We start from the raw sequence: 19,543 nt of genomic DNA on the forward strand, positions 1-19,543 counted from the left end.
ATTATGGTGTGAAGGAGAGACGTAGCGCGAGTGCGGCGAGCGTCACAAAGAGAACCGGCAGGGTCATTATGATGCCCGTCCTGAAGTAGTAGCCCCAGGTAACAGTCATGTTTTTCTGTGCCAGCACATGGAGCCAGAGCAGGGTAGCCAGACTTCCTATGGGGGTAATTTTCGGCCCCAAATCGCAGCCAATCACGTTAGCGTAAATCATTGCCTCTTTAACCAACCCTGTTGCAGCACTACCCTCAATGGAGAGCGCGCCAATCAGCACCGTTGGCATATTGTTCATTATGGATGACAGGAAGGCGGTGATAAATCCGGTTCCCAGCGTGGTGATCCAGAGTCCGTATCCGGCTAAGTGATCAAGAACGCCTGAAAGAGACTCCGTCAGCCCGGCGTTGCGCAGGCCATACACCACCAGATACATCCCCAGCGAGAAGATAACAATTTGCCACGGCGCGCCGCGCAGCACTTTTCCAGTGTTAATGGCGTGCCCGCGTTTAGCAACGGCAAACAAAATCAGCGCGCCAGTTGTTGCGATAGCGCTGACCGGGATACCCAGAGGTTCAAGCACAAAGAAACCGACAAGCAGTAGCAGCAGCACGATCCAGCCCGTTCTGAACGTTGGCAGGTCGTGAATGGCCCGTGCGGGCTCGCGGAGTTTTGCCTGGTCATATTCGTGGGGAATTTCTTTTCGGAAGAACAGATGCAGCATCACCAGCGTTGCGGCAATCGCAGCGATATCAACCGGGATCATCACCGAGGCGTATTCGCTGAAGCCCAGCTTAAAGAAGTCCGCCGACACAATGTTGACCAGGTTGGAGACAATCAGCGGCAGGCTGGCGGTATCGGCGATAAATCCCGCCGCCATCACGAACGCCAGCGTAGCCTGCTTGCTGAACCCCAGCGCCAGCAGCATAGCGATGACGATAGGGGTGAGGATCAGCGCCGCGCCGTCATTGGCAAACAGCGCCGCCACGGCTGCGCCCAGCAGCACGATCCAGGTAAACAGCAATCGCCCGCGACCGTTTCCCCAGCGGGCAACGTGCAGCGCGGCCCACTCGAAAAAGCCGGACTCATCCAGAAGCAGGCTGATAATGATGACGGCGATGAACGTTGCCGTCGCATTCCAGACGATATTCCATACCACAGGGATATCGTTGATGTGGATCACGCCGCTCATCAGCGCCAGCACGGCGCCAATGGTGGCGCTCCAGCCGATACTGAGCCCTTTGGGCTGCCAGATAACCAGTACCAGCGTAAACAGAAAAATAGCCCCTGCCAGAAACATCTTTTACTCCGTTATATCTGTTATTGTGAATGTGTTTTGGTCAGCACGAGCCCGGAAGTCGGTTTTTCAGCTTCATACGCGTCTCTTCCCGCAGGCAGTTCCAGCTGGTGTCGATAACGGTTGCCGCCCATGCAGGCATGTTGGGAGAGAGACGGTAGTAGATCCACTTACCCTCGCGACGGTCGATGGCCAGCCCGGCCTCGCGCAGTAAGGCCATGTGGCGGGAGACTTTCGGCTGCGGCTCGTTGGTAGCGGAGCAGAGATCGCAGACGCACAGCTCGCCCGCTTCACGCAGAAGCATGACGATGGAGAGGCGCGTTTCGTCGGAGAGGGTTTTGAAGAGCTGAACGGGGTGAAGCATCGGATGATCCTGCGTATATTCATATGTGTTAAATCATATATGTTTGCAGGGCGAGGAGAAAGCGAAAATGGCAAAATGAGCAAGTTTCAGGCAACAAAAAACCCATCAACCTTGAACCAAAACGGCGGGGTTGATGGGCTCCACAAATTGGGGACATCAAAGAAAAGCAGTGGCACTAGTTATGACTGCACCCTGCGTAAAAAGTTCTGCGCGTAACGAAAATTTTTTCAGCTACACGCAAACTTGAGATTTATCCGAGTCCTGGCCAGATAATGATGATCAGCGTACCCGCCAGCGTCAGCAGCACGTTGGCGATGGCGTACGTGCCTGCATAGCCCAGCGCCGGGATATTGCTGCGCGCAGTGTCGCTGATGATCTCCATCGCCGGTGCGCAGGTGCGCGCGCCCATCATCGCGCCGAAGAGCAGGGCGCGGTTCATGCGCAGCACGTAGGCGCCGAACAGGAAACAGATCACCACCGGTACCAGGCTGACGATAAGTCCGGAAACCAACATTTGCCAGCCGACCGCGCCCAGGCCGTTGCCAATGCCGCTCCCGGCGCTTAAGCCGACACCCGCCATAAAGACCATCAGACCGAACTCTTTCACCATATTCAGCGCCCCCTGAGGGATATAGCCGAAGGTGGGATGGTTCGCTCGCAGGAAGCCCAGCATGATCCCGGCGAACAGCAGACCGGCTGCGTTACCAATGCCGAAGCTAAAGTTGCTGAACTGGAAGGTTATCATCCCGATCATCAGGCCGACAATGAAGAAGGCGCAGAAGGCTAACAGGTCCGTCACCTGGCTGTGGATCGAGATAAAGCCGATACGGTCGGCAACGGTTTTAACACGTCGGGCATCGCCGCTGACCTGCAACACATCGCCTTTATTGAGCACCACGTTATCGTCGATAGGCATTTCAATCTGGCTGCGGATCACGCGGTTGAGGAAACAACCGTGGTCGGTCAGCTTCAGCTGTGCCAGACGGCGGCCCACGGCGTTGTGGTTTTTCACCACAATCTCTTCGGTGACGATACGCATGTCCAGCAGGTCGCGGTCAAACACCTCTTTCCCGTTGCGGAAGCTCGGATCGAGACGCGCGTGGGCGTCCGGGTAGCCAACAAGGGCGATGTCATCGCCCATCTGGAGCACCGCGTCACCGTCCGGGTTTGCCAGAATGCCGTTACGACGGATACGTTCGATGTAGCAGCCGGTCTGACGGTAGATCCCCAGCTCGCGCAGGTTTTTCCCGTCGGTCCAGGCAACCAGCTCCGGCCCGACGCGGTAGGCGCGGATCACCGGCAGGTAAACTTTACGTTTGGAGTCCGTGTCCAGGCCGCGCTCGCGGGCGATGGTCTGGGCGCTGGTCTGAAGATCCTGATGCTGAAGTTTTGGCAGATAGCGCGCGCCAACAATCAGGCTCACCAGACCAATCAGATAGGTCAGGGCATAGCCCAGACTCAGGTTGTCTAGCGCGGAGGAAAGCTGCGTGCCTGCCATGCCAGAATGACGAAGCGTATCCCCCGCGCCAACAAGCACCGGCGTGGAGGTCATCGAGCCTGCCAGCATACCGGCCGTTAAGCCGATGTCCCAGCCAAACAGTTTGCCCAGCCCTAACGCAATCAGCAGGGCGCTACCGACCATCACCAGCGCCAGCATCAGGTAATTTTTGCCGTCTCGGAAGAAAATGGAAAAAAAGTTCGGACCGGCTTCCACGCCTACGCAAAAAATAAACAGCATGAAACCTAAGTTAAGCGCGTCCGTGTTAATACTGAAATGTTGTTGACCTAATAACAGGGAGACGACTAAAACGCCAATGGAATTACCAAGTTGAACTGAACCCAGGCGTAATTTACCCAGACAAAGGCCCAGCGCCAGTACCACAAATAATAACAGGATGTAATTCCCATTTAACAAGTCTGCGACGTTTATATTCACGGAGGCTAACTTCTTGTTTACCAGTAAGTTGTTGAATGAAAGGACTATTTGGGCTACTGTTTTCAGAGTCAGGGAATCACTTTGCATCTCCCTGCTTCCTGATAAATACCCTAAACACTAGCAGTCGGTTAGTTTAATCGTAATAGCTACCGACAGCCACCTATTATCGCACGACTTTTGTGCGTGCTTTGGCAAGGATTGCCGCATTGCTTTATCTGACTGGGCGTCCACCGGACGATTTTTGTATTTGATAGAGATAAGTCAGGAGGATAGTTTGAACTTTAAACGAAACTGGGCTGGCGTAATCAGCTGTTTTTTGCTGTTTACGGTCGTTTGCATGTCGCTCGCTTTTAACGTGAAAGGCGCCTTCAGAGCGTCCGGTCATCCCGAGCTGGGCCTGTTGTTCTTCATCCTGCCGGGGGTAGTCGCCGGTTTTCTCTCGCGTAAAGGCGAGGTGGTGATGCCGCTTATTGGGGCAATGCTTGCGGCCCCGCTCTGCCTGCTTCTGATGCGCGTGCTGTTTCTCTCGTCGAGAAGCGTCTGGCAGGAAGTGGCGTGGCTACTGAGTGGCGTTTTCTGGTGTGCGCTGGGCGCGCTCTGTTTCTTATTTACGCGCAGCCTGCTGCAACAGAGGAAGCACCGTAAATAAAAACGCCCTCAGGGTGAGGGCGTCTTCGCATTACTGAGCCGCAAACAGGCCCAGGTGTTCTTTGGCGTAGGCCTCAAAATCAGTGCAGCCGCCGATGTGTTTCTGATCGAGGAAGATCTGCGGCACGGTTTCAACCGGTTTACCCACGGTTTTTTCCAGATCGGCTTTAGTGATGCCTTCCGCGTGGATATCCACGTAACGGAAGTTGAAATCATCACGTTCTTCAGTCAGTTTCTCTGCCAGCTCTTTCGCGCGTACACAGTAAGGGCATCCTGGACGACCAAAAATTACTGCAAACATTTCTCTCTCCTCAAAAAACAAGCCTGACGGCGAATGGCGCCTATAGTGCACGATAACCTGCCGTCATGGAAAGAAGGTTTCACCTGTCACTTTGATACAGTCAGGCTATGTTTCGCCAATTACATCAGGTGGATCATTGCCTATACTGGCTGCCATACGTTTTACGCAACACAAAGAGAGACAAAATGACGCCAACCATTGACCTGCTTCGTTCCCACCGTTCCATTCGCCATTTCACCGATGAGCCGATTACCCAGGCGCAGCGGGAAGCGATCATCGACAGCGCAAGAGGCACCTCCAGCTCCAGCTTTTTGCAGTGCAGCTCCATTATCCGCATCACCGATCCGGCGATGCGTGAGCAGCTGGTAACGCTGACGGGCGGACAAAAGCACGTTGCCCAGGCGGCTGAGTTCTGGGTGTTCTGCGCCGATTTTAACCGTCATCTGCAAATCTGCCCCGAGGCCGAGCTGGGGCTGGCGGAACAGCTGCTGCTGGGCGTGGTGGATACGGCGCTGATGGCGCAAAACGCGTTCACGGCGGCGGAATCGCTGGGGCTTGGCGGCGTCTATATTGGCGGGCTGCGTAACAACATCGAAAGCGTGACGGAACTGCTGAAGCTGCCGAAACACGTGCTGCCGCTGTTTGGTCTGTGCCTCGGCTGGCCGGCGGATAACCCGGATCTGAAGCCGCGCATTCCTGCTGCGATGCTGGTGCATGAAAACCACTACCAGCCGGTCGACCAGGACGTTCTGCATCAATACGATGAAGAGCTGGCGAACTACTATCTGACGCGCGACAGCAACAACCGCCGCGACACCTGGAGCGACCATATTCGTCGCACCATCATCAAGGAGAACCGCCCGTTCATTCTTGATTACCTGCACAAACAGGGCTGGGCAACGCGGTAGTCCATTCCTCCTGCGCCTCGTGTATGATAGGCAGGCTTTTACCATGTCTTTAGAGAGGTGCAGGGTGAAAATTGCCATATTGTCCCGGGATGGAACGCTCTATTCATGTAAACGCCTGCGAGAAGCGGCGGCGAAACGCGGACATCAGATTGAGATCCTCGATCCGATGTCCTGCTATATGAACATCGACCCTGCGGCATCGTCGATTCATTACAAAGGCCGCAAACTCCCGCATTTTGATGCGGTGATCCCCCGCATTGGCTCCCAGATCACCTATTACGGTACGGCTGCGCTGCGCCAGTTTGAAATGCTGGGAAGCTATCCGCTCAACGAGTCCGTGGCGATCTCACGCGCCCGCGATAAGCTGCGCTCGCTGCAACTGCTGGCGCGCCAGGGGATCGATCTGCCCGTCACCGGGATTGCCCACTCCCCGGACGACACCAGCGATTTAATCGACATGGTGGGCGGTGCGCCGCTGGTTATTAAGCTGGTGGAAGGTACGCAGGGTATTGGGGTGGTACTGGCGGAGACGCGTCAGGCGGCGGAAAGCGTGATCGACGCGTTTCGCGGTCTGAATGCCCATATTCTGGTGCAGGAGTATATTAAAGAGGCCAACGGGTGCGACATTCGCTGCTTTGTGGTGGGCGATGAAGTGGTGGCCGCCATAGAGCGGCAGGCAAAAGAGGGCGACTTCCGCTCTAACCTGCACCGCGGCGGTATCGCGCGGGTGGCCCTTATTAGCGAGCGCGAGCGCGAGATTGCTGTGAAAGCAGCGCAGACGCTGGGCCTGGACGTGGCGGGGGTCGATCTGCTGCGTGCCGGGCGCGGGCCGCTGGTGATGGAAGTCAACGCCTCGCCGGGGCTGGAAGGGGTGGAAAAAACCACAGGCGTCGATATTGCAGGTAAAATGATCGCATGGATTGAACGCCATGCGACGCCGGGATTTTGCCTGAAAACGGGCGGTTAAATGGATCGGCGCGCACTTTTTGCGTAATCTGGACAACGTTTTTATTTAAGAGGCTGCACAGCGATGGATTTACAGGTCGTACCTACACTGGATACGTTACGTCAATGGCTCGATGATGCCGGTATTACTTTCTTCGAATGCGACTCCTGCCAGGCGCTGCATCTGCCTCACATGCAAAATTTCGATGGCATTTTCGATGCCAAAATCGATCTGATTAACGACGTGATCCTGTTCTCGGCGCTGGCTGAAGTAAAGCCTTCTGCGCTGCTGGCGCTGGCGTCTGATCTGTCAGCGATCAACGCCAGTTCTTTGACGGTGAAAGCGTTTCTCGACATACAGGATGATAATCTGCCAAAGCTGGTGGTTTGCCAGTCTTTATTCTCCGGCGCGGGGCTCTCCTTCAAGCAATTCGCCTGGTTTATGCGCCTGAGCGAAGAGCAAATTTCAATGGTAATGATGGAAGCCAACGCACATCACCTGCTGTATAGCGCGGAAGATGATGCCGAGAATAATGATGCATCTCCCAATTTTCTCCACTAAGCCTGTCTGACTTTTGCGCAGTCGCTGCCAGAGCGGCTGCATAACACCGTTTTTTCTGCTGCTTTTAACCTTTCTTTAAAGAGTTTTTCACCTCCTCTCCGGCCGTTTCGGCTTATCACGTAGACATAATCTGCATAAAAAATTGATAAAAGGCGTTTTTTCGTCTGGGCTATAGCCGGAGACACGGGCTACAGTTATTCTTGCGGTGCTTAAAAAAGCGAGCGGAACCTGCCGGGAAGAGGGGGGTATTTTATTTCGGGCAGAGCGACAAACTATGCATGATTATTGCATATCTTCAAGCTGCACAGTTTTGGTTCGTTTGTTAACGAACTTTCAGAAGGAATAACAATATGATCGCCTTGAATAAAAAATGGTTATCGGGTCTGGTTGCGGGTGCTCTGATGGCCGTCTCTGCCGGCACGCTCGCTGCGGAACAAAAAACGCTGCACGTCTATAACTGGTCTGACTATATTGCGCCGGACACCGTCGCGAATTTTGAAAAAGAGACCGGCATTAAGGTTGTCTACGACGTATTCGATTCCAACGAAGTGCTGGAAGGCAAACTGATGGCGGGCAGCACCGGTTTCGATCTGGTGGTGCCGTCGGCAAGCTTCCTGGAGCGTCAGCTGACCGCCGGTGTCTTCCAGCCGCTGGACAAGAGCAAATTACCGAACTGGAAAAACCTCGATCCGGACGTGCTGAAGCTGGTGGCGAAGCACGATCCGGAGAATAAATACGCGATGCCTTACCTGTGGGCGACCACCGGTATTGGCTATAACGTGGATAAAGTCAAAGCGGCGCTGGGCCCGGACGTCAAGCTGGACAGCTGGGACGTGGTGCTGAAGCCGGAAAACCTCGAGAAGCTGAAAAGCTGCGGCGTCTCTTTCCTCGATGCGCCGGAAGAGATTTTCGCCACCGTGCTTAACTATCTCGGCAAAGATCCTAACAGCAGCAAGGCCGACGACTACACCGGTCCGGCAACCGACCTGCTCCTGAAGCTGCGTCCGAATATTCGCTACTTCCACTCCTCTCAGTACATCAACGACCTGGCTAACGGGGATATCTGCGTGGCCATCGGCTGGGCGGGCGATGTCTGGCAGGCGGCGAACCGCGCGAAAGAGGCCAAAAACGGCGTAAATGTTTCCTACTTCATTCCGAAGGAGGGGGCGCTGGCGTTCTTCGACGTCTTCGCGATGCCGGCTGATGCGAAAAATAAAGAGGAAGCGTATCAATTCCTCAACTACCTGATGCGTCCGGAGGTGATTGCCCACATCAGCGACCATGTCTACTACGCCAACGGTAACAAGGCCTCCGTGCCGCTGGTGAGCGAAGAAATCCGCAATAATCCGGCGATCTATCCGCCAGCCGATGTGTTTGCCAAGCTCTTCACCCTGAAAGTGCAGGAACCGAAAATTGACCGTGTGCGTACCCGCGCGTGGACCAAGGTGAAAAGCGGTAAGTAACGGCGTTTGATATCGTTGCCCGGTGGCGCTGTCGCTTACCGGGCCGACAGATCCCGTAGGCCGGGCAAGCGTTAGCGCCGCCCGGCGATGCGCACCCTGACGGTGCGTTTGCACCAGTGTTGATCTATGCCGGAGAGCACCCCGTGAATGACGCTATCCCCCGCCCGCAGGCGAAAGTCCGTAAAGCGCTGACCCCGCTTCTTGAAATTCGTAACCTCACCAAATCCTTCGACGGCCAGCATGCCGTGGACGATGTCAGCCTGACGATCTACAAAGGTGAAATTTTTGCTTTGCTCGGCGCATCGGGCTGCGGCAAATCAACACTGCTGCGTATGCTGGCAGGCTTTGAACATCCTACCGCCGGGCAGATCGTGCTGGATGGGGTAGACCTCTCCAGCGTGCCGCCGTACCAGCGGCCCATAAACATGATGTTCCAGTCCTATGCCCTGTTCCCGCACATGACCGTTGAGCAGAACATCGCCTTCGGCCTGAAGCAGGACAAACTGCCGAAAGCCGAAATCACCGCGCGCGTGGCAGAGATGCTGAGCCTGGTGCATATGCAGGAGTTTGCGAAGCGTAAGCCGCATCAGCTTTCCGGCGGCCAGCGTCAGCGCGTGGCGCTGGCAAGAAGTCTGGCGAAGCGACCAAAATTATTACTGCTCGACGAGCCGATGGGCGCGCTGGATAAAAAGCTGCGCGACCGGATGCAGCTGGAAGTGGTGGATATCCTCGAGCGCGTGGGGGTGACCTGCGTGATGGTGACCCACGATCAGGAAGAGGCGATGACCATGGCCGGGCGCATTGCGATCATGAATCGCGGTAAGTTCGTGCAGATCGGCGAGCCGGAAGAGATCTATGAACACCCGACAACCCGCTACAGCGCGGAGTTCATCGGCTCGGTGAACGTCTTCGAAGGGCTACTGAAGGAACGCCAGGACGACGGTCTGGTGATTGAATCGCCGGGGCTGGTGCACCCGCTGAAGGTTGATTCTGATAACTCCGTGGTGGACAACGTGCCGGTTTACGTTGCCCTGCGCCCGGAAAAAATCATGCTTTGCGATGAGCCGCCCGCCGATGGCTATAACTTTGCCGTGGGCGAAGTGGTGCACATTGCCTATCTCGGCGATCTGTCGATTTACCATGTGCGCCTGAAAAGCGGCCAGATGCTCAGCGCCCAGTTACAGAACGAACACCGGTATCGCAAGGGACAGCCAACCTGGGGCGACGAAGTGAGCCTCTGCTGGGATGCGGACAGTTGCGTAGTCCTGACGGTATAAGGAGCGGTCATGAGCACACTTGAACCTCCAGCCCGCGTCAAAAAACCGGGCGGTTTCGCGCTCTGGCTGGCGCGCATGCAGATGGCGCATGGCCGCAAGCTGGTCATCGCCATGCCCTATATCTGGCTGATCCTGCTGTTTCTGCTGCCGTTCCTGATCGTCTTTAAGATCAGCCTGGCGGAGATGGCGCGGGCGATCCCACCGTATACCGATCTGTGGGAGTGGGCCGACGGGCAGCTGACGCTGACCTTAAACCTCGGTAATTTCCTGCAACTGACCGACGATCCGCTCTATTTCGAAGCCTATTTGCAGTCGTTACAGGTTGCGGCCATTTCTACGATTTGCTGCTTGTTGATGGGCTACCCGCTGGCGTGGGCAGTGGCGCACAGCAAGCCGTCGACGCGAAATATTTTACTGCTGTTGGTCATTTTACCGTCGTGGACGTCGTTCCTGATCCGCGTGTACGCGTGGATGGGGATCCTGAAGAATAACGGCATACTGAATAATTTCCTGCTGTGGCTTGGGGTCATCGACCAGCCGCTGACGATCCTGCACACCAACCTTGCGGTGTATATCGGGATTGTCTATGCCTATCTGCCGTTTATGGTGCTGCCGATCTATACGGCGCTGACGCGAATCGATTACTCGCTGGTGGAAGCCTCGCTGGATCTCGGCGCACGCCCGTTGAAGACTTTCTTCAGCGTCATTGTGCCGCTCACCAAAGGCGGGATCATCGCCGGATCGATGCTGGTGTTTATCCCGGCGGTCGGGGAGTTTGTGATCCCGGAACTGCTCGGCGGCCCGGACAGTATCATGATTGGCCGCGTGCTGTGGCAGGAGTTCTTCAATAACCGCGACTGGCCGGTGGCCTCGGCGGTGGCGATCGTCATGTTACTGCTGCTGATCGTGCCGATCATGTGGTTCCACAAACATCAGCAGAAACAGATGGGAGACCACGGATGAACAACTTACCGGTAGTACGCTCCCCGTGGCGAATTGCGATCCTGATTATCGGCTTTACCTTCCTGTATGCGCCAATGCTGATGCTGGTGATCTACTCGTTCAACAGCTCTAAGCTGGTCACCGTCTGGGCGGGCTGGTCCACGCGCTGGTACAGCGAGCTGTTCCATGATGATGCGATGATGAGCGCGGTGGGGCTGAGCCTGACCATTGCGGCGCTGGCGGCGACGATGGCCTGCGTGCTGGGCACTATCGCCGCGCTGGTGATGGTGCGCTTTGGCCGTTTCCGCGGGGCGAATGGTTTCGCGTTTATGATCACCGCCCCGCTGGTTATGCCGGACGTCATCACCGGCCTGTCGCTACTGCTGCTGTTTGTCGCGCTGGCGCACGCCATCGGCTGGCCAGCGGATCGCGGGATGCTCACCATCTGGCTGGCACATGTCACCTTCTGTACGGCGTATGTGGCGGTGGTGATCTCCTCGCGACTGCGCGAGCTGGATCGCTCCATTGAAGAGGCGGCGATGGATCTCGGCGCAACGCCGCTGAAGGTCTTTTTCATCATCACGCTGCCGATGATTATGCCGGCGGTGATCTCCGGCTGGCTGCTGGCGTTCACGCTCTCGCTCGACGATCTGGTTATCGCCAGCTTTGTGTCGGGGCCGGGCGCGACGACGCTGCCGATGCTGGTCTTCTCCAGCGTGCGGATGGGGGTGAATCCGGAGATCAACGCCCTGGCGTCCATCATCCTTGGCGTGGTCGGAATTGTCGGATTTATCGCCTGGTATTTGATGGCGCGCGCGGAAAAACAGCGTGTGCGCGATATCCAGCGTGCAAGACGCGGCTGAAGGAATTACTATTTTCAATGATGTGCCGCGTATGACGCGGCACTGTTTTTCAGGGAAGTAAAAACATTGGGATTCTTACAAAAAACACGTCATTCGCACGCTCGTCCGAACGTCCCTGCACTGGTGCAGGTGGCGGCGCTCGCCATTATTATGATCCGCTGCCTGGATGTGCTGATGATAATGAACACGCTGGGTCCGCGCGGAATGGGGGAATTTATTCACCGCAGCGCGCAGACGTGGAATCTGACGCTGGTGTTTCTCAGCAGCCTGATGCTGGTGTTTATTGAGATCTACTGTGCGTTCTCGCTGGTGAAAGGACGTAACTGGGCGCGCTGGGTGTATCTGCTTACGCAGATCACCGCCGCAGGCTACCTGTGGGCCGCCTCGCTGGGCTATGGCTATCCGGAGCTGTTCAGCATACCCGGTGAGTCGCGACGCGAGATTTTCCATTCACTGGTGATGCAAAAACTGCCGGATATGCTGGTGCTCTGCCTGCTTTATCTCCCGGCTTCCAGTCGGCGGTTCTTCCGCCTGCAATAATGTGTATAATCGCAGCCCTCGTGTTTCTTAAGGTTTTCATATGCAGTGCGCACTCTATGACGCCGGACGCTGCCGCTCCTGTCAGTGGATAGAACAGCCGGTCTCTCAACAACTCACCGCCAAAATGGCCGACCTGCAACAGCTGCTGACAGCACATGCGGTGGGCGAGTGGTGCGCACCCGTAAGTGGCCCGGAACAGGGCTTTCGCAATAAAGCCAAAATGGTGGTCAGCGGCAGCGTTGAAAAGCCGCTGCTGGGGATGCTGCACCGCGACGGCACCCCGGAAGATTTAACCGACTGCCCGCTATATCCCGCCTCGTTTGAGCCGGTGTTTAGCGCGCTGAAACCGTTTATCGCCCGGGCGGGGTTAACGCCCTATAACGTTGCCCGCAGGCGCGGCGAGCTGAAATACCTTTTGCTGACCGAAAGCCAGATCGACGGCGGGATGATGCTGCGCTTTGTGCTGCGTTCGGAAAACAAGCTGGAGCAGCTGCGCGCGGCGCTTCCGGGGTTGCAGGAACAGCTTCCGCAGCTCAAGGTTATCACCGCGAATATTCAGCCGGTGCATATGGCGATCATGGAAGGGGAGAAAGAGATTTTCTTCACCGAACAGCATGCGCTGGCGGAGAGCTTTAACGGCGTGCCGCTGTGGATCCGTCCGCAAAGCTTCTTTCAAACTAACCCCACCGTCGCCAGCGCGCTGTATGCCACCGCGCGCGACTGGGTGCGTGCGTTACAGGTTCATCACATGTGGGATCTGTTCTGCGGCGTCGGCGGCTTTGGCCTGCACTGTGCCACGCCAGACATGCAGCTCACCGGAATTGAGATCTCCGCCGAAGCGATTGCCTGCGCGAAGCAGTCCGCCGCAGAGCTGGGGCTGACGAATCTGCACTTCCAGGCGCTGGACTCGACCCGGTTCGCCACCGGACAGGGCAACGTGCCGGAGCTGGTGCTGGTGAACCCGCCGCGCCGGGGTATCGGCCAGGCGCTCTGCGACTACCTGAGCCAGATGGCGCCGGAGTACATTGTCTACTCCAGCTGTAACGCGCAGACCATGGCGAAGGATATCGCTCATCTACCGGGCTACCGCATTGAACGCGTGCAGCTTTTCGATATGTTCCCGCATACCGCCCATTATGAAGTGCTGACGTTGTTGGTGAAAACGCGCTAATCCTCAACATCGCCCGGTGGCGCTGCGCTTACCGGGCCTACGATCCGGAGTAGGCCGGGTAAGGCGTAGCCGCCACCCGGCTTTGTTTGCTCAACCCAGTAATGCGACTCCCGTCTCTGTTTTAAGCCAGCGTGGCGCTTTCAACTGGTCGGCAAAATAGCCTGTCAGCTCACGTTGTTAACCAAAGCGCAGGCCGGGTAAGGCGAAGCCGTCACCCGGCATAAACCCCGCACAATGTTCAACAAAATGTGAACTCTTCCCCCGCTCGAAATCAGGTAAGCTTACGTCATAACAAATGATTGAAGGCTTACCCATGAAGCAGATCCTGCTGGTAGAAGATGACCACGATATCGCGGCACTCCTGCGTCTTAACCTGGAAGATGAAGGCTATGCCATTACCCACGAGCCCGACGGGGGCAACGCCTTACAGCGTCTTGAAACACAGCCGTGGGACGCGGTGATCCTCGATCTGATGCTGCCGAATGTCGATGGTCTGGAGATTTGCCGCCGTATCCGCCAGATGACCCGCTACCTGCCCATTATCATCATTAGCGCCCGCAGCAGTGAAACTGACCGTATTACCGGCCTGGAAACCGGGGCGGATGATTATCTGGCAAAACCTTTCTCGGTGCAGGAGCTGATTGCCCGCATTAAGGCGCTGTTTCGCCGTCAGCAGGCGATGGGCCAGGCGCAGACGGACGGCATTATTCAGGCGCACGGACTGACTATCGATCCGCTGGCGCGCACCGTGCGCCTTAACGGCCAACACGTCGATCTCACCCCGCGCGAATTTGAACTGCTCTATTTCTTTGCCCGCCATCCCGGAGAGGTCTTTTCGCGGCTGGCACTGCTGGAGCAGGTATGGGGGTATCAGCACGAAGGCTACGAACACACCGTCAATACCCACATTAACCGCCTGCGCATTAAAATAGAGAAAGATGCCGCCGAGCCGGAGATCGTTCGCACCGTCTGGGGCAAAGGCTACAAATTTGCGGAGCAGAATCATGATGCGTCGCTTTAGCCTGAGCCAGCGCCTGACGCTGCTGTTTACGGCGTTACTGCTGCTCTGCGCCACCGTCGCCTGTGCGGTGCAGCTCTACAGTAGCATGCAGTACGGCAATGCGATGGTGCAGCGGCTCTCCGGCGGGCTGGCGCAGCAGATTGTGCAGCGGGAAGCGATTGTGGATGCGCAGGGCAGGGTGGATCGCAGCGCCTTAAAACCGCTGTTCGACCGGCTGATGACCTTTAATCCGAGCGTCGAGCTGTATGTTGTCTCGCCAGATGGCGATATCCTGGCCGATGCCGCCCCGCCAGGGCACATTCAGCGGCAAAAAATTGACCTCGTGCCGATACAGAATTTCCTCAGCGGGACGGTGATGCCGGTGTTTGGCGACGATCCCCGAAGCCAGAATAAGAAAGTCTTCAGCGCCACCCCGCTGCGGCAGGACGGTGAGCTGAAGGGGTATCTGTACATTATTTTGCAGGGGGAGGAGTCCAACGCGCTGGCGGAGATGGCCTGGCACAAAGCGCTCTGGAGTACGGCGCTGTGGTCGATGCTGCTGGTGGCGCTGTTTGGTCTGCTGGCGGGGTTGCTGCTCTGGTACTGGGTGACGCGCCCGGTTAAAGAGCTCACGCTGGACGTGGCCGGGCTGGAGCAGGACAGCATCAGCGCGATTAAGCAGCTGGCGGCCCAGCCGCTTGAGCCTGCCGGCCAGGATGAAGTGGCGATCCTGCGCAATACCTTTATCGAGCTGGCGCGCAAAATCACCTCTCAGTGGGATCGGCTGGCCGACAGCGACCGCCAGCGCCGGGAGTTTATCGCCAACATTTCGCACGACTTACGCACCCCGCTGACGTCGCTGCTGGGTTATCTGGAAACGCTGTCGCTGAAATCCGCAACGCTGTCGCCGCAGGAGCATCAGCAGTACCTCGCTACCGCGCTGCGTCAGGGGCAAAAGGTACGCCATCTGTCGCAGCAGCTGTTCGAGCTGGCGCGTCTTGAGCACGGCGGCATCAAGCCCCAGCGCGAGCGTTTTGCCATGGCTGAACTGATTTCCGACGTGGCGCAAAAGTTTGAACTCGCTGCCCGCACGCGTGAGTTAAATCTGCACATTGACGTCCCGGGTCCGCTGCCGCAGGTGTTGGCCGATGTTTCCATGATTGAACGGGTGGTGACGAATCTGCTGGATAATGCGATACGCCATACCCCAGCAGGTGGAGACATTCGTCTGGCGGTGTGGCAGGAGAACGACCGGTTACAGGTTGAAGTGGCCGACAGCGGAACGGGTGTTGATGCCGCATTACGGGACGATCTGTTCCAGCGTCCGTCAGCGTTAAATCCACAGGCCTCGCGGGAGCACCGGGGCGGGTTAGGGCTGTTAATCGTGAAAAGAATGCTGGAGCTGCACGGCGGGGGGATCAGGCTGATGGAGTCCGTGAGCGGGGCACGGTTCAGGTTCTTTGTGCCGCTTTAAGAAATTGCCGGGTGGCGGCTTCGCCTTACCCGGCCTACAGACCACCCCCGTAGGCCAGGTCACCCGGCAAAAAAGGTTATTGCGGGAACCACTGCTCGCTGATTTTCTGGTATGTGCCGTCAGCTTTGATCGCTTTCAGCGCGCCGTTCAGTTTCTCAAGCAGAGCCTTGTTATCCGGACGCACGGCAATACCGAGGCCAGTGCCGAAATACTGCGGATCGGTCACTTTCTCCGTCGCTGTACCCAGCTGCGGGTTGGTTTTCAGCCACTCATTCACGACCGCGGTGTCGCCAAATACGCCATCAATACGGCCATTTTTCAGGTCGATAATGGCGTTCTGGTAGCTGTCGTAGGCCACGGTTTTCACTTCAGGATGCTTGTCCTGGAGGTATTTCTGGTGCGTGGTGCCGTTCTCCATGCCGATGCGCTTGCCTTTCAGCTCGTCGAAAGATTTATAAGCCCCTTTCTTCGCAATCACCACCGCAGAGTTCGCGTAGTACGGGTCGGTGAACGCGACCTGCTTGCTGCGCTCTGGCGTGATGTCCATGCCGGAGATCACCGCGTCGTACTTTTTAAATTTCAGGGACGGGATCAGGCTGTCAAATGCGTGGTTAGTAAAGGTGCAGTCGGCCTGCATCTGCTTGCACAGCGCTTTCGCCAGGTCGATGTCGAAGCCGACGATCTGGTTGCTGGCATCCAGCGATTCAAACGGCGGATAGGTGGCAGAAACGCCGAAATTGATTTTATCGGCGGCGGATGCGCCAGCGGCGAAGGTTGCGAGTAATGCGGCCAGAACTAACTTTTTCATTGTAATGCTCCCGTCTGTCAATCTTGTCATTATGCGCCGTGTCTGCGGCATGGATGTACAATGCCACTCAATGAATTTATATGCAATAAATATGATTAAATATTATTTAATGCATAAAAAAATGCGGGTAACCCATCAGGTTACCCGCACTACGAAAACAGCTTTATGCATTAAGTCGATTAATTTCTGCGCTCAAACGCCAGCGCCTTACGCTCGATAAGACGCATCATCAGGGTCAGCAGACCGTTGACCACCAGATAGACCAGACCCGCCGCACCGAACACCATCACGTCGTAGGTGCGTCCGTACAGCAGCTGTCCGTGGCCCATCACTTCCATCAGGGTGATGGTGTAGGCCAGAGAGGTACTTTTGAACACCAGCACGACTTCGTTGGAATAGGAAGAGAGGGCGCGCTTAAAGGCATAAGGCAGCAGGATCGCCAGCGTATCCTTCTTGCTCATGCCCAGCGCCCCGCAGGACTGCCACTGGCCTTCCGGGATCGCGCGAATGGCGCCGTAGAACAGCTGCGTGGTATAGGCCGCGCTGTTCAGGGAGAGGGCAATCAGGGCGCAGAGCCATGGCTCAGAGAGCAGATGCCAGATAACCGGATATTCCTGTAACGACGGGAACTGGCCCGGGCCGTAGTAAATCAGGAAGATCTGCACCAGCAGCGGCGTTCCGGTGAAGAGCGTAATGTAGCCACGTACAATCCACACCAGCACCGGCGTTTTCAGCGTCAGGACGATGGTGAAGATCAGCGCCAGGATCAGCGCCACGATGATAGACGCGACGGTCAGCGTCAGGCTGGTGTGCAGCCCTTTCATCAGTTCGGGTAAATAATCCAGCATCAGCCTGGTCTCCGTTCAAAACGCGTTGCGCGCAGATCAATACGCTTCAGAACGTACTGGCTCAGCAACGTGATCACCAGGTAGATAGCCGCCGCGACGATGTACCAGGTAAACGGCTCCTGCGTACGGGTGGCGATACTTTTTGTTTGCAACATCAAATCGTTCACGCTGATCAGGCTCACCAGCGCGGTATCTTTCAGCAGTACCAGCCACTGGTTACCCAGCCCTGGCAGGGCATGACGCCACATCTGCGGCATCACCAGGCGGAAGAAGATCGCCGCTTTCGACAGACCCAGCGCCTGGCCGGATTCCCATTGACCCTGCGGTACCGCTTTCAGCGCGCCGCGCAGCGTTTGTGACGCATAGGCCGAATAGAGCAGGGAGAGCGCAATCACGCCGCACAGGAACGGGCTGACGTCGAAGTTCTCAATCTGCATCTGCACCGGGATCTGCGCAAAGCCGAGATTAATCGTGAAGCCGTCCGACAGCGTTAACAGCAGCTGTGAGGAGCCGAAATAGATAAACAGGACCACCAGAATTTCCGGCAGTCCACGCAGCACAGTCACCAGCGCTGAACCGAGCCATGCGACAGGGCGCCACTTAACGGACTCCCACACCGCAAAGAACATCGCCAGTACGAGGCCGATAATCAGTGCACAAACGGCAAGGCCGACGGTCATCCCGGCGGCGCTTGCTAAAGGAAAAATTTCATTCATCAGGAATTACTTCTGGAACCATTTTTTGTAGATGGTTTCGTAGGTGCCGTCTTTCTTCACTTTTTCCAGCGCAGCGTTGAATTTCTGCTGCAACTCGGTATTGCCCTGACGTACGGCAATACCCAGACCTGTACCGAAGTAGTCTTTATCGGTCACCTTGTCACCCACGGCGGCCAGCTTGTCGTTCGCTTTCAGCCATTCGGTCACGACAGCCGTGTCCCCGAACACCGCATCGATACGACCGTTTTGCAGGTCCAGCTTCGCATTCTGGTAGCTGTCATACGGCACGGTGGTGATTTCCGGATGCTTATCCATGATGAATTTCTGGTGCGTGGTGCCGTTCTGCACGCCGACTTTCTTGCCTTTCAGCAGGTCAACGGAGGCGTATTTACCTTTCTGACCGATGAACAGGGCCGAGTTGTCATAGTAAGGGGTGGTGAACAGAACCTGCTTTTCACGCTCCGGAGTGATGTCCATTCCGGCCATTACGGCGTCGATACGGCGGAACTTCAGGCTTGGGATCAGGCTGTCGAACGCCTGGTTGCTGAAGGTACAGGTCGCGTCGATCTCTTTACACAGGGCGTTTGCCAGGTCCACGTCGAAGCCAACAATCTTGTTGTTCGCATCAATGGATTCAAACGGAGGGTAGGACGCTTCAGTGGCGAAACGGATGGTCTGGGCTGCGGTAGCGGAAAGGCTGACGCTAGCAAGCAGCGCGGCAATCAATACTTTTTTCATTATAATTTCCCTAACACATTAGTGTGATAAGTAGTTTTTGAAGGCATCGGTTTGCGGGTTAGTGAAGCAGCTCGCGTCACCCTGCTCAACGATATACCCGTTTTCCATATAGACCACGCGGCTGGCGGTTTTGCGCGCCACTTCCACCTCGTGGGTCACGATGACCTGGGTAATGTTGGTTTCCGCCAGCTCACGAATAATGCTCACGATCTGGGCGGTAATTTCCGGGTCCAGCGCCGCGGTTGGCTCGTCAAACAGCAGCACCGCCGGCTCCATCATCAGCGCACGGGCGATCGCCACACGCTGTTGCTGACCACCAGAGAGGTGTAAAGGATACCGGTCGCTGTACGGTTTCAGACGCAGACGTTCCAGCAGCTTTTCCGCACGCGCCATCGCCTGGTCTTTGCTTAAGCCAAGCACGCGGCACGGGGCTTCAATCAGGTTTTGCACCACCGTCAGATGCGGCCAGAGATTGTATTGCTGGAAAACCATGCCCACGTTTTGACGCAGTTCACGAATCGCTTTATCAGACGGGGTTTTCGCGAAGTCAAAATGGTTACCGGCGATGGCCAGCGTCCCCGAACGGGGCATTTCAAGCAGATTAAGAACACGCAGAAGGGAGCTTTTTCCCGCGCCGCTTGGGCCGAGCAAAACCAGCGTTTCGCCCTCCGGGCAACTCAGCGTAATGTCGAACAGCGCCTGGTGTGCGCCGTAGAAGCAGTTAATGCCGTTTAGTTTAATACTCATCGGG

21 protein-coding genes are annotated in these 19,543 nt (G+C 56.4%); 12 read left to right on the forward strand and 9 right to left on the reverse strand.

Going from position 1 to position 19,543, the window contains the following annotated elements; genetic code table 11:
* Nucleotide 1 precedes the first annotated feature (1 nt).
* From SK50_RS09555 to SK50_RS09565, 3 genes are all read right to left on the reverse strand, one after another.
* Nucleotides 2-1,291, reverse strand: a complete 1,290-nt coding sequence (locus SK50_RS09555) for an arsenic transporter (RefSeq protein ID WP_045343706.1) — start codon at nt 1,289-1,291, stop codon at nt 2-4.
* A 40-nt stretch (nt 1,292-1,331) separates the two neighbouring features.
* Complete coding sequence (locus SK50_RS09560; protein ID WP_015571018.1) at nt 1,332-1,652, reverse strand: metalloregulator ArsR/SmtB family transcription factor; 321 nt, start codon at nt 1,650-1,652, stop codon at nt 1,332-1,334.
* Nucleotides 1,653-1,902: 250 nt separating this feature from the next.
* Nucleotides 1,903-3,588, reverse strand: a complete 1,686-nt coding sequence (locus SK50_RS09565) for an aspartate:alanine antiporter (RefSeq protein WP_026080732.1) — start codon at nt 3,586-3,588, stop codon at nt 1,903-1,905.
* Nucleotides 3,589-3,862: 274 nt separating this feature from the next.
* On the opposite strand from SK50_RS09565, the gene SK50_RS09570 reads away from it, so the two are divergent.
* Nucleotides 3,863-4,237, forward strand: a complete 375-nt coding sequence (locus SK50_RS09570; RefSeq protein ID WP_017384878.1) for an inner membrane protein YbjM — start codon at nt 3,863-3,865, stop codon at nt 4,235-4,237.
* A 30-nt stretch (nt 4,238-4,267) separates the two neighbouring features.
* On the opposite strand, the gene SK50_RS09575 is transcribed toward SK50_RS09570, so the two are convergent.
* Nucleotides 4,268-4,537, reverse strand: a complete 270-nt coding sequence (locus SK50_RS09575) for a GrxA family glutaredoxin (RefSeq protein WP_006809455.1) — start codon at nt 4,535-4,537, stop codon at nt 4,268-4,270.
* Between the two features lie 185 nt (nt 4,538-4,722).
* On the opposite strand from SK50_RS09575, the gene nfsA reads away from it, so the two are divergent.
* From nfsA to SK50_RS09635, 11 genes are all read left to right on the forward strand, one after another.
* Nucleotides 4,723-5,445 (forward strand): nitroreductase NfsA, encoded by a 723-nt coding sequence (nfsA, locus tag SK50_RS09580; RefSeq protein ID WP_015571015.1) that lies wholly within the window; start codon nt 4,723-4,725, stop codon nt 5,443-5,445.
* A 64-nt stretch (nt 5,446-5,509) separates the two neighbouring features.
* The gene (gene rimK / locus SK50_RS09585) at nt 5,510-6,412 is read left to right on the forward strand and encodes a 30S ribosomal protein S6--L-glutamate ligase (protein WP_017693733.1); all 903 of its coding nucleotides are present in this window, start codon (nt 5,510-5,512) and stop codon (nt 6,410-6,412) included.
* A 63-nt stretch (nt 6,413-6,475) separates the two neighbouring features.
* On the forward strand, nt 6,476-6,952 hold the full coding sequence (locus tag SK50_RS09590; RefSeq protein ID WP_003858385.1) for a YbjN domain-containing protein: 477 nt from the start codon (nt 6,476-6,478) through the stop codon (nt 6,950-6,952).
* A gap of 350 nt (nt 6,953-7,302) precedes the next feature.
* Complete coding sequence (gene potF, locus SK50_RS09595) at nt 7,303-8,415, forward strand: spermidine/putrescine ABC transporter substrate-binding protein PotF (RefSeq protein WP_015571013.1); 1,113 nt, start codon at nt 7,303-7,305, stop codon at nt 8,413-8,415.
* A gap of 143 nt (nt 8,416-8,558) precedes the next feature.
* Nucleotides 8,559-9,692, forward strand: a complete 1,134-nt coding sequence (potG, locus tag SK50_RS09600; protein WP_048229338.1) for a putrescine ABC transporter ATP-binding subunit PotG — start codon at nt 8,559-8,561, stop codon at nt 9,690-9,692.
* A gap of 9 nt (nt 9,693-9,701) precedes the next feature.
* A complete protein-coding gene (gene potH, locus SK50_RS09605) occupies nt 9,702-10,655 on the forward strand; it encodes a putrescine ABC transporter permease PotH (protein ID WP_017693731.1) in 954 nt (317 codons plus the stop codon).
* Complete coding sequence (potI, locus tag SK50_RS09610) at nt 10,652-11,497, forward strand: putrescine ABC transporter permease PotI (RefSeq protein ID WP_003858378.1); 846 nt, start codon at nt 10,652-10,654, stop codon at nt 11,495-11,497. Before potH ends, potI begins: the two co-directional genes overlap by 4 nt.
* 42 nt (nt 11,498-11,539) lie before the next feature.
* Nucleotides 11,540-12,037, forward strand: coding sequence for a YbjO family protein (locus SK50_RS09615; protein ID WP_085929694.1), 498 nt, complete (start codon nt 11,540-11,542; stop codon nt 12,035-12,037).
* A 40-nt stretch (nt 12,038-12,077) separates the two neighbouring features.
* Nucleotides 12,078-13,208, forward strand: coding sequence for a 23S rRNA (uracil(747)-C(5))-methyltransferase RlmC (gene rlmC, locus SK50_RS09620; protein ID WP_017693730.1), 1,131 nt, complete (start codon nt 12,078-12,080; stop codon nt 13,206-13,208).
* A gap of 313 nt (nt 13,209-13,521) precedes the next feature.
* Complete coding sequence (locus SK50_RS09630; RefSeq protein WP_022650690.1) at nt 13,522-14,229, forward strand: response regulator transcription factor; 708 nt, start codon at nt 13,522-13,524, stop codon at nt 14,227-14,229.
* Nucleotides 14,213-15,682 (forward strand): sensor histidine kinase, encoded by a 1,470-nt coding sequence (locus SK50_RS09635; protein ID WP_045341375.1) that lies wholly within the window; start codon nt 14,213-14,215, stop codon nt 15,680-15,682. The genes SK50_RS09630 and SK50_RS09635 overlap by 17 nt, the downstream gene beginning before the upstream one ends.
* A gap of 76 nt (nt 15,683-15,758) precedes the next feature.
* Here SK50_RS09635 and artJ read toward each other — a convergent pair whose 3' ends face one another.
* The 5 genes from artJ to artP form a co-directional block, all read right to left on the reverse strand.
* Complete coding sequence (gene artJ, locus SK50_RS09640) at nt 15,759-16,490, reverse strand: arginine ABC transporter substrate-binding protein ArtJ (protein WP_015571008.1); 732 nt, start codon at nt 16,488-16,490, stop codon at nt 15,759-15,761.
* 179 nt (nt 16,491-16,669) lie between these two features.
* Nucleotides 16,670-17,338, reverse strand: a complete 669-nt coding sequence (artM, locus tag SK50_RS09645) for an arginine ABC transporter permease ArtM (protein ID WP_003858369.1) — start codon at nt 17,336-17,338, stop codon at nt 16,670-16,672.
* A complete protein-coding gene (gene artQ / locus SK50_RS09650; protein WP_003858367.1) occupies nt 17,338-18,054 on the reverse strand; it encodes an arginine ABC transporter permease ArtQ in 717 nt (238 codons plus the stop codon). Before artQ ends, artM begins: the two co-directional genes overlap by 1 nt.
* Before the next feature lie 6 nt (nt 18,055-18,060).
* Nucleotides 18,061-18,792, reverse strand: coding sequence for an arginine ABC transporter substrate-binding protein ArtI (gene artI, locus SK50_RS09655; RefSeq protein ID WP_006174322.1), 732 nt, complete (start codon nt 18,790-18,792; stop codon nt 18,061-18,063).
* Nucleotides 18,793-18,810: 18 nt separating this feature from the next.
* Nucleotides 18,811-19,539, reverse strand: coding sequence for an arginine ABC transporter ATP-binding protein ArtP (gene artP, locus SK50_RS09660; protein ID WP_006809439.1), 729 nt, complete (start codon nt 19,537-19,539; stop codon nt 18,811-18,813).
* Between the last annotated feature and the right edge of the window lie 4 nt (nt 19,540-19,543).

Source organism: Enterobacter sp. BWH64 (assembly GCF_001037645.1).
GTDB classification, from domain to species: domain Bacteria; phylum Pseudomonadota; class Gammaproteobacteria; order Enterobacterales; family Enterobacteriaceae; genus Enterobacter; species Enterobacter hormaechei_C.

What these genes read in the sequence shown, in the direction of transcription:
- SK50_RS09555 (WP_045343706.1), bottom strand. Translation starts at nt 1,291, where the DNA reads ATGTTTCTGGCAGGGGCTATTTTTCTGTTTACGCTGGTACTGGTTATC.
- SK50_RS09560 (WP_015571018.1), bottom strand. Translation starts at nt 1,652, where the DNA reads ATGCTTCACCCCGTTCAGCTCTTCAAAACCCTCTCCGACGAAACGCGC.
- SK50_RS09575 (WP_006809455.1), bottom strand. Translation starts at nt 4,537, where the DNA reads ATGTTTGCAGTAATTTTTGGTCGTCCAGGATGCCCTTACTGTGTACGC.
- nfsA (WP_015571015.1), top strand. Translation starts at nt 4,723, where the DNA reads ATGACGCCAACCATTGACCTGCTTCGTTCCCACCGTTCCATTCGCCAT.
- SK50_RS09590 (WP_003858385.1), top strand. Translation starts at nt 6,476, where the DNA reads ATGGATTTACAGGTCGTACCTACACTGGATACGTTACGTCAATGGCTC.
- potF (WP_015571013.1), top strand. Translation starts at nt 7,303, where the DNA reads ATGATCGCCTTGAATAAAAAATGGTTATCGGGTCTGGTTGCGGGTGCT.
- potH (WP_017693731.1), top strand. Translation starts at nt 9,702, where the DNA reads ATGAGCACACTTGAACCTCCAGCCCGCGTCAAAAAACCGGGCGGTTTC.
- potI (WP_003858378.1), top strand. Translation starts at nt 10,652, where the DNA reads ATGAACAACTTACCGGTAGTACGCTCCCCGTGGCGAATTGCGATCCTG.
- rlmC (WP_017693730.1), top strand. Translation starts at nt 12,078, where the DNA reads ATGCAGTGCGCACTCTATGACGCCGGACGCTGCCGCTCCTGTCAGTGG.
- SK50_RS09630 (WP_022650690.1), top strand. Translation starts at nt 13,522, where the DNA reads ATGAAGCAGATCCTGCTGGTAGAAGATGACCACGATATCGCGGCACTC.
- SK50_RS09635 (WP_045341375.1), top strand. Translation starts at nt 14,213, where the DNA reads ATGATGCGTCGCTTTAGCCTGAGCCAGCGCCTGACGCTGCTGTTTACG.
- artJ (WP_015571008.1), bottom strand. Translation starts at nt 16,490, where the DNA reads ATGAAAAAGTTAGTTCTGGCCGCATTACTCGCAACCTTCGCCGCTGGC.
- artM (WP_003858369.1), bottom strand. Translation starts at nt 17,338, where the DNA reads ATGCTGGATTATTTACCCGAACTGATGAAAGGGCTGCACACCAGCCTG.
- artQ (WP_003858367.1), bottom strand. Translation starts at nt 18,054, where the DNA reads ATGAATGAAATTTTTCCTTTAGCAAGCGCCGCCGGGATGACCGTCGGC.
- artI (WP_006174322.1), bottom strand. Translation starts at nt 18,792, where the DNA reads ATGAAAAAAGTATTGATTGCCGCGCTGCTTGCTAGCGTCAGCCTTTCC.
- artP (WP_006809439.1), bottom strand. Translation starts at nt 19,539, where the DNA reads ATGAGTATTAAACTAAACGGCATTAACTGCTTCTACGGCGCACACCAG.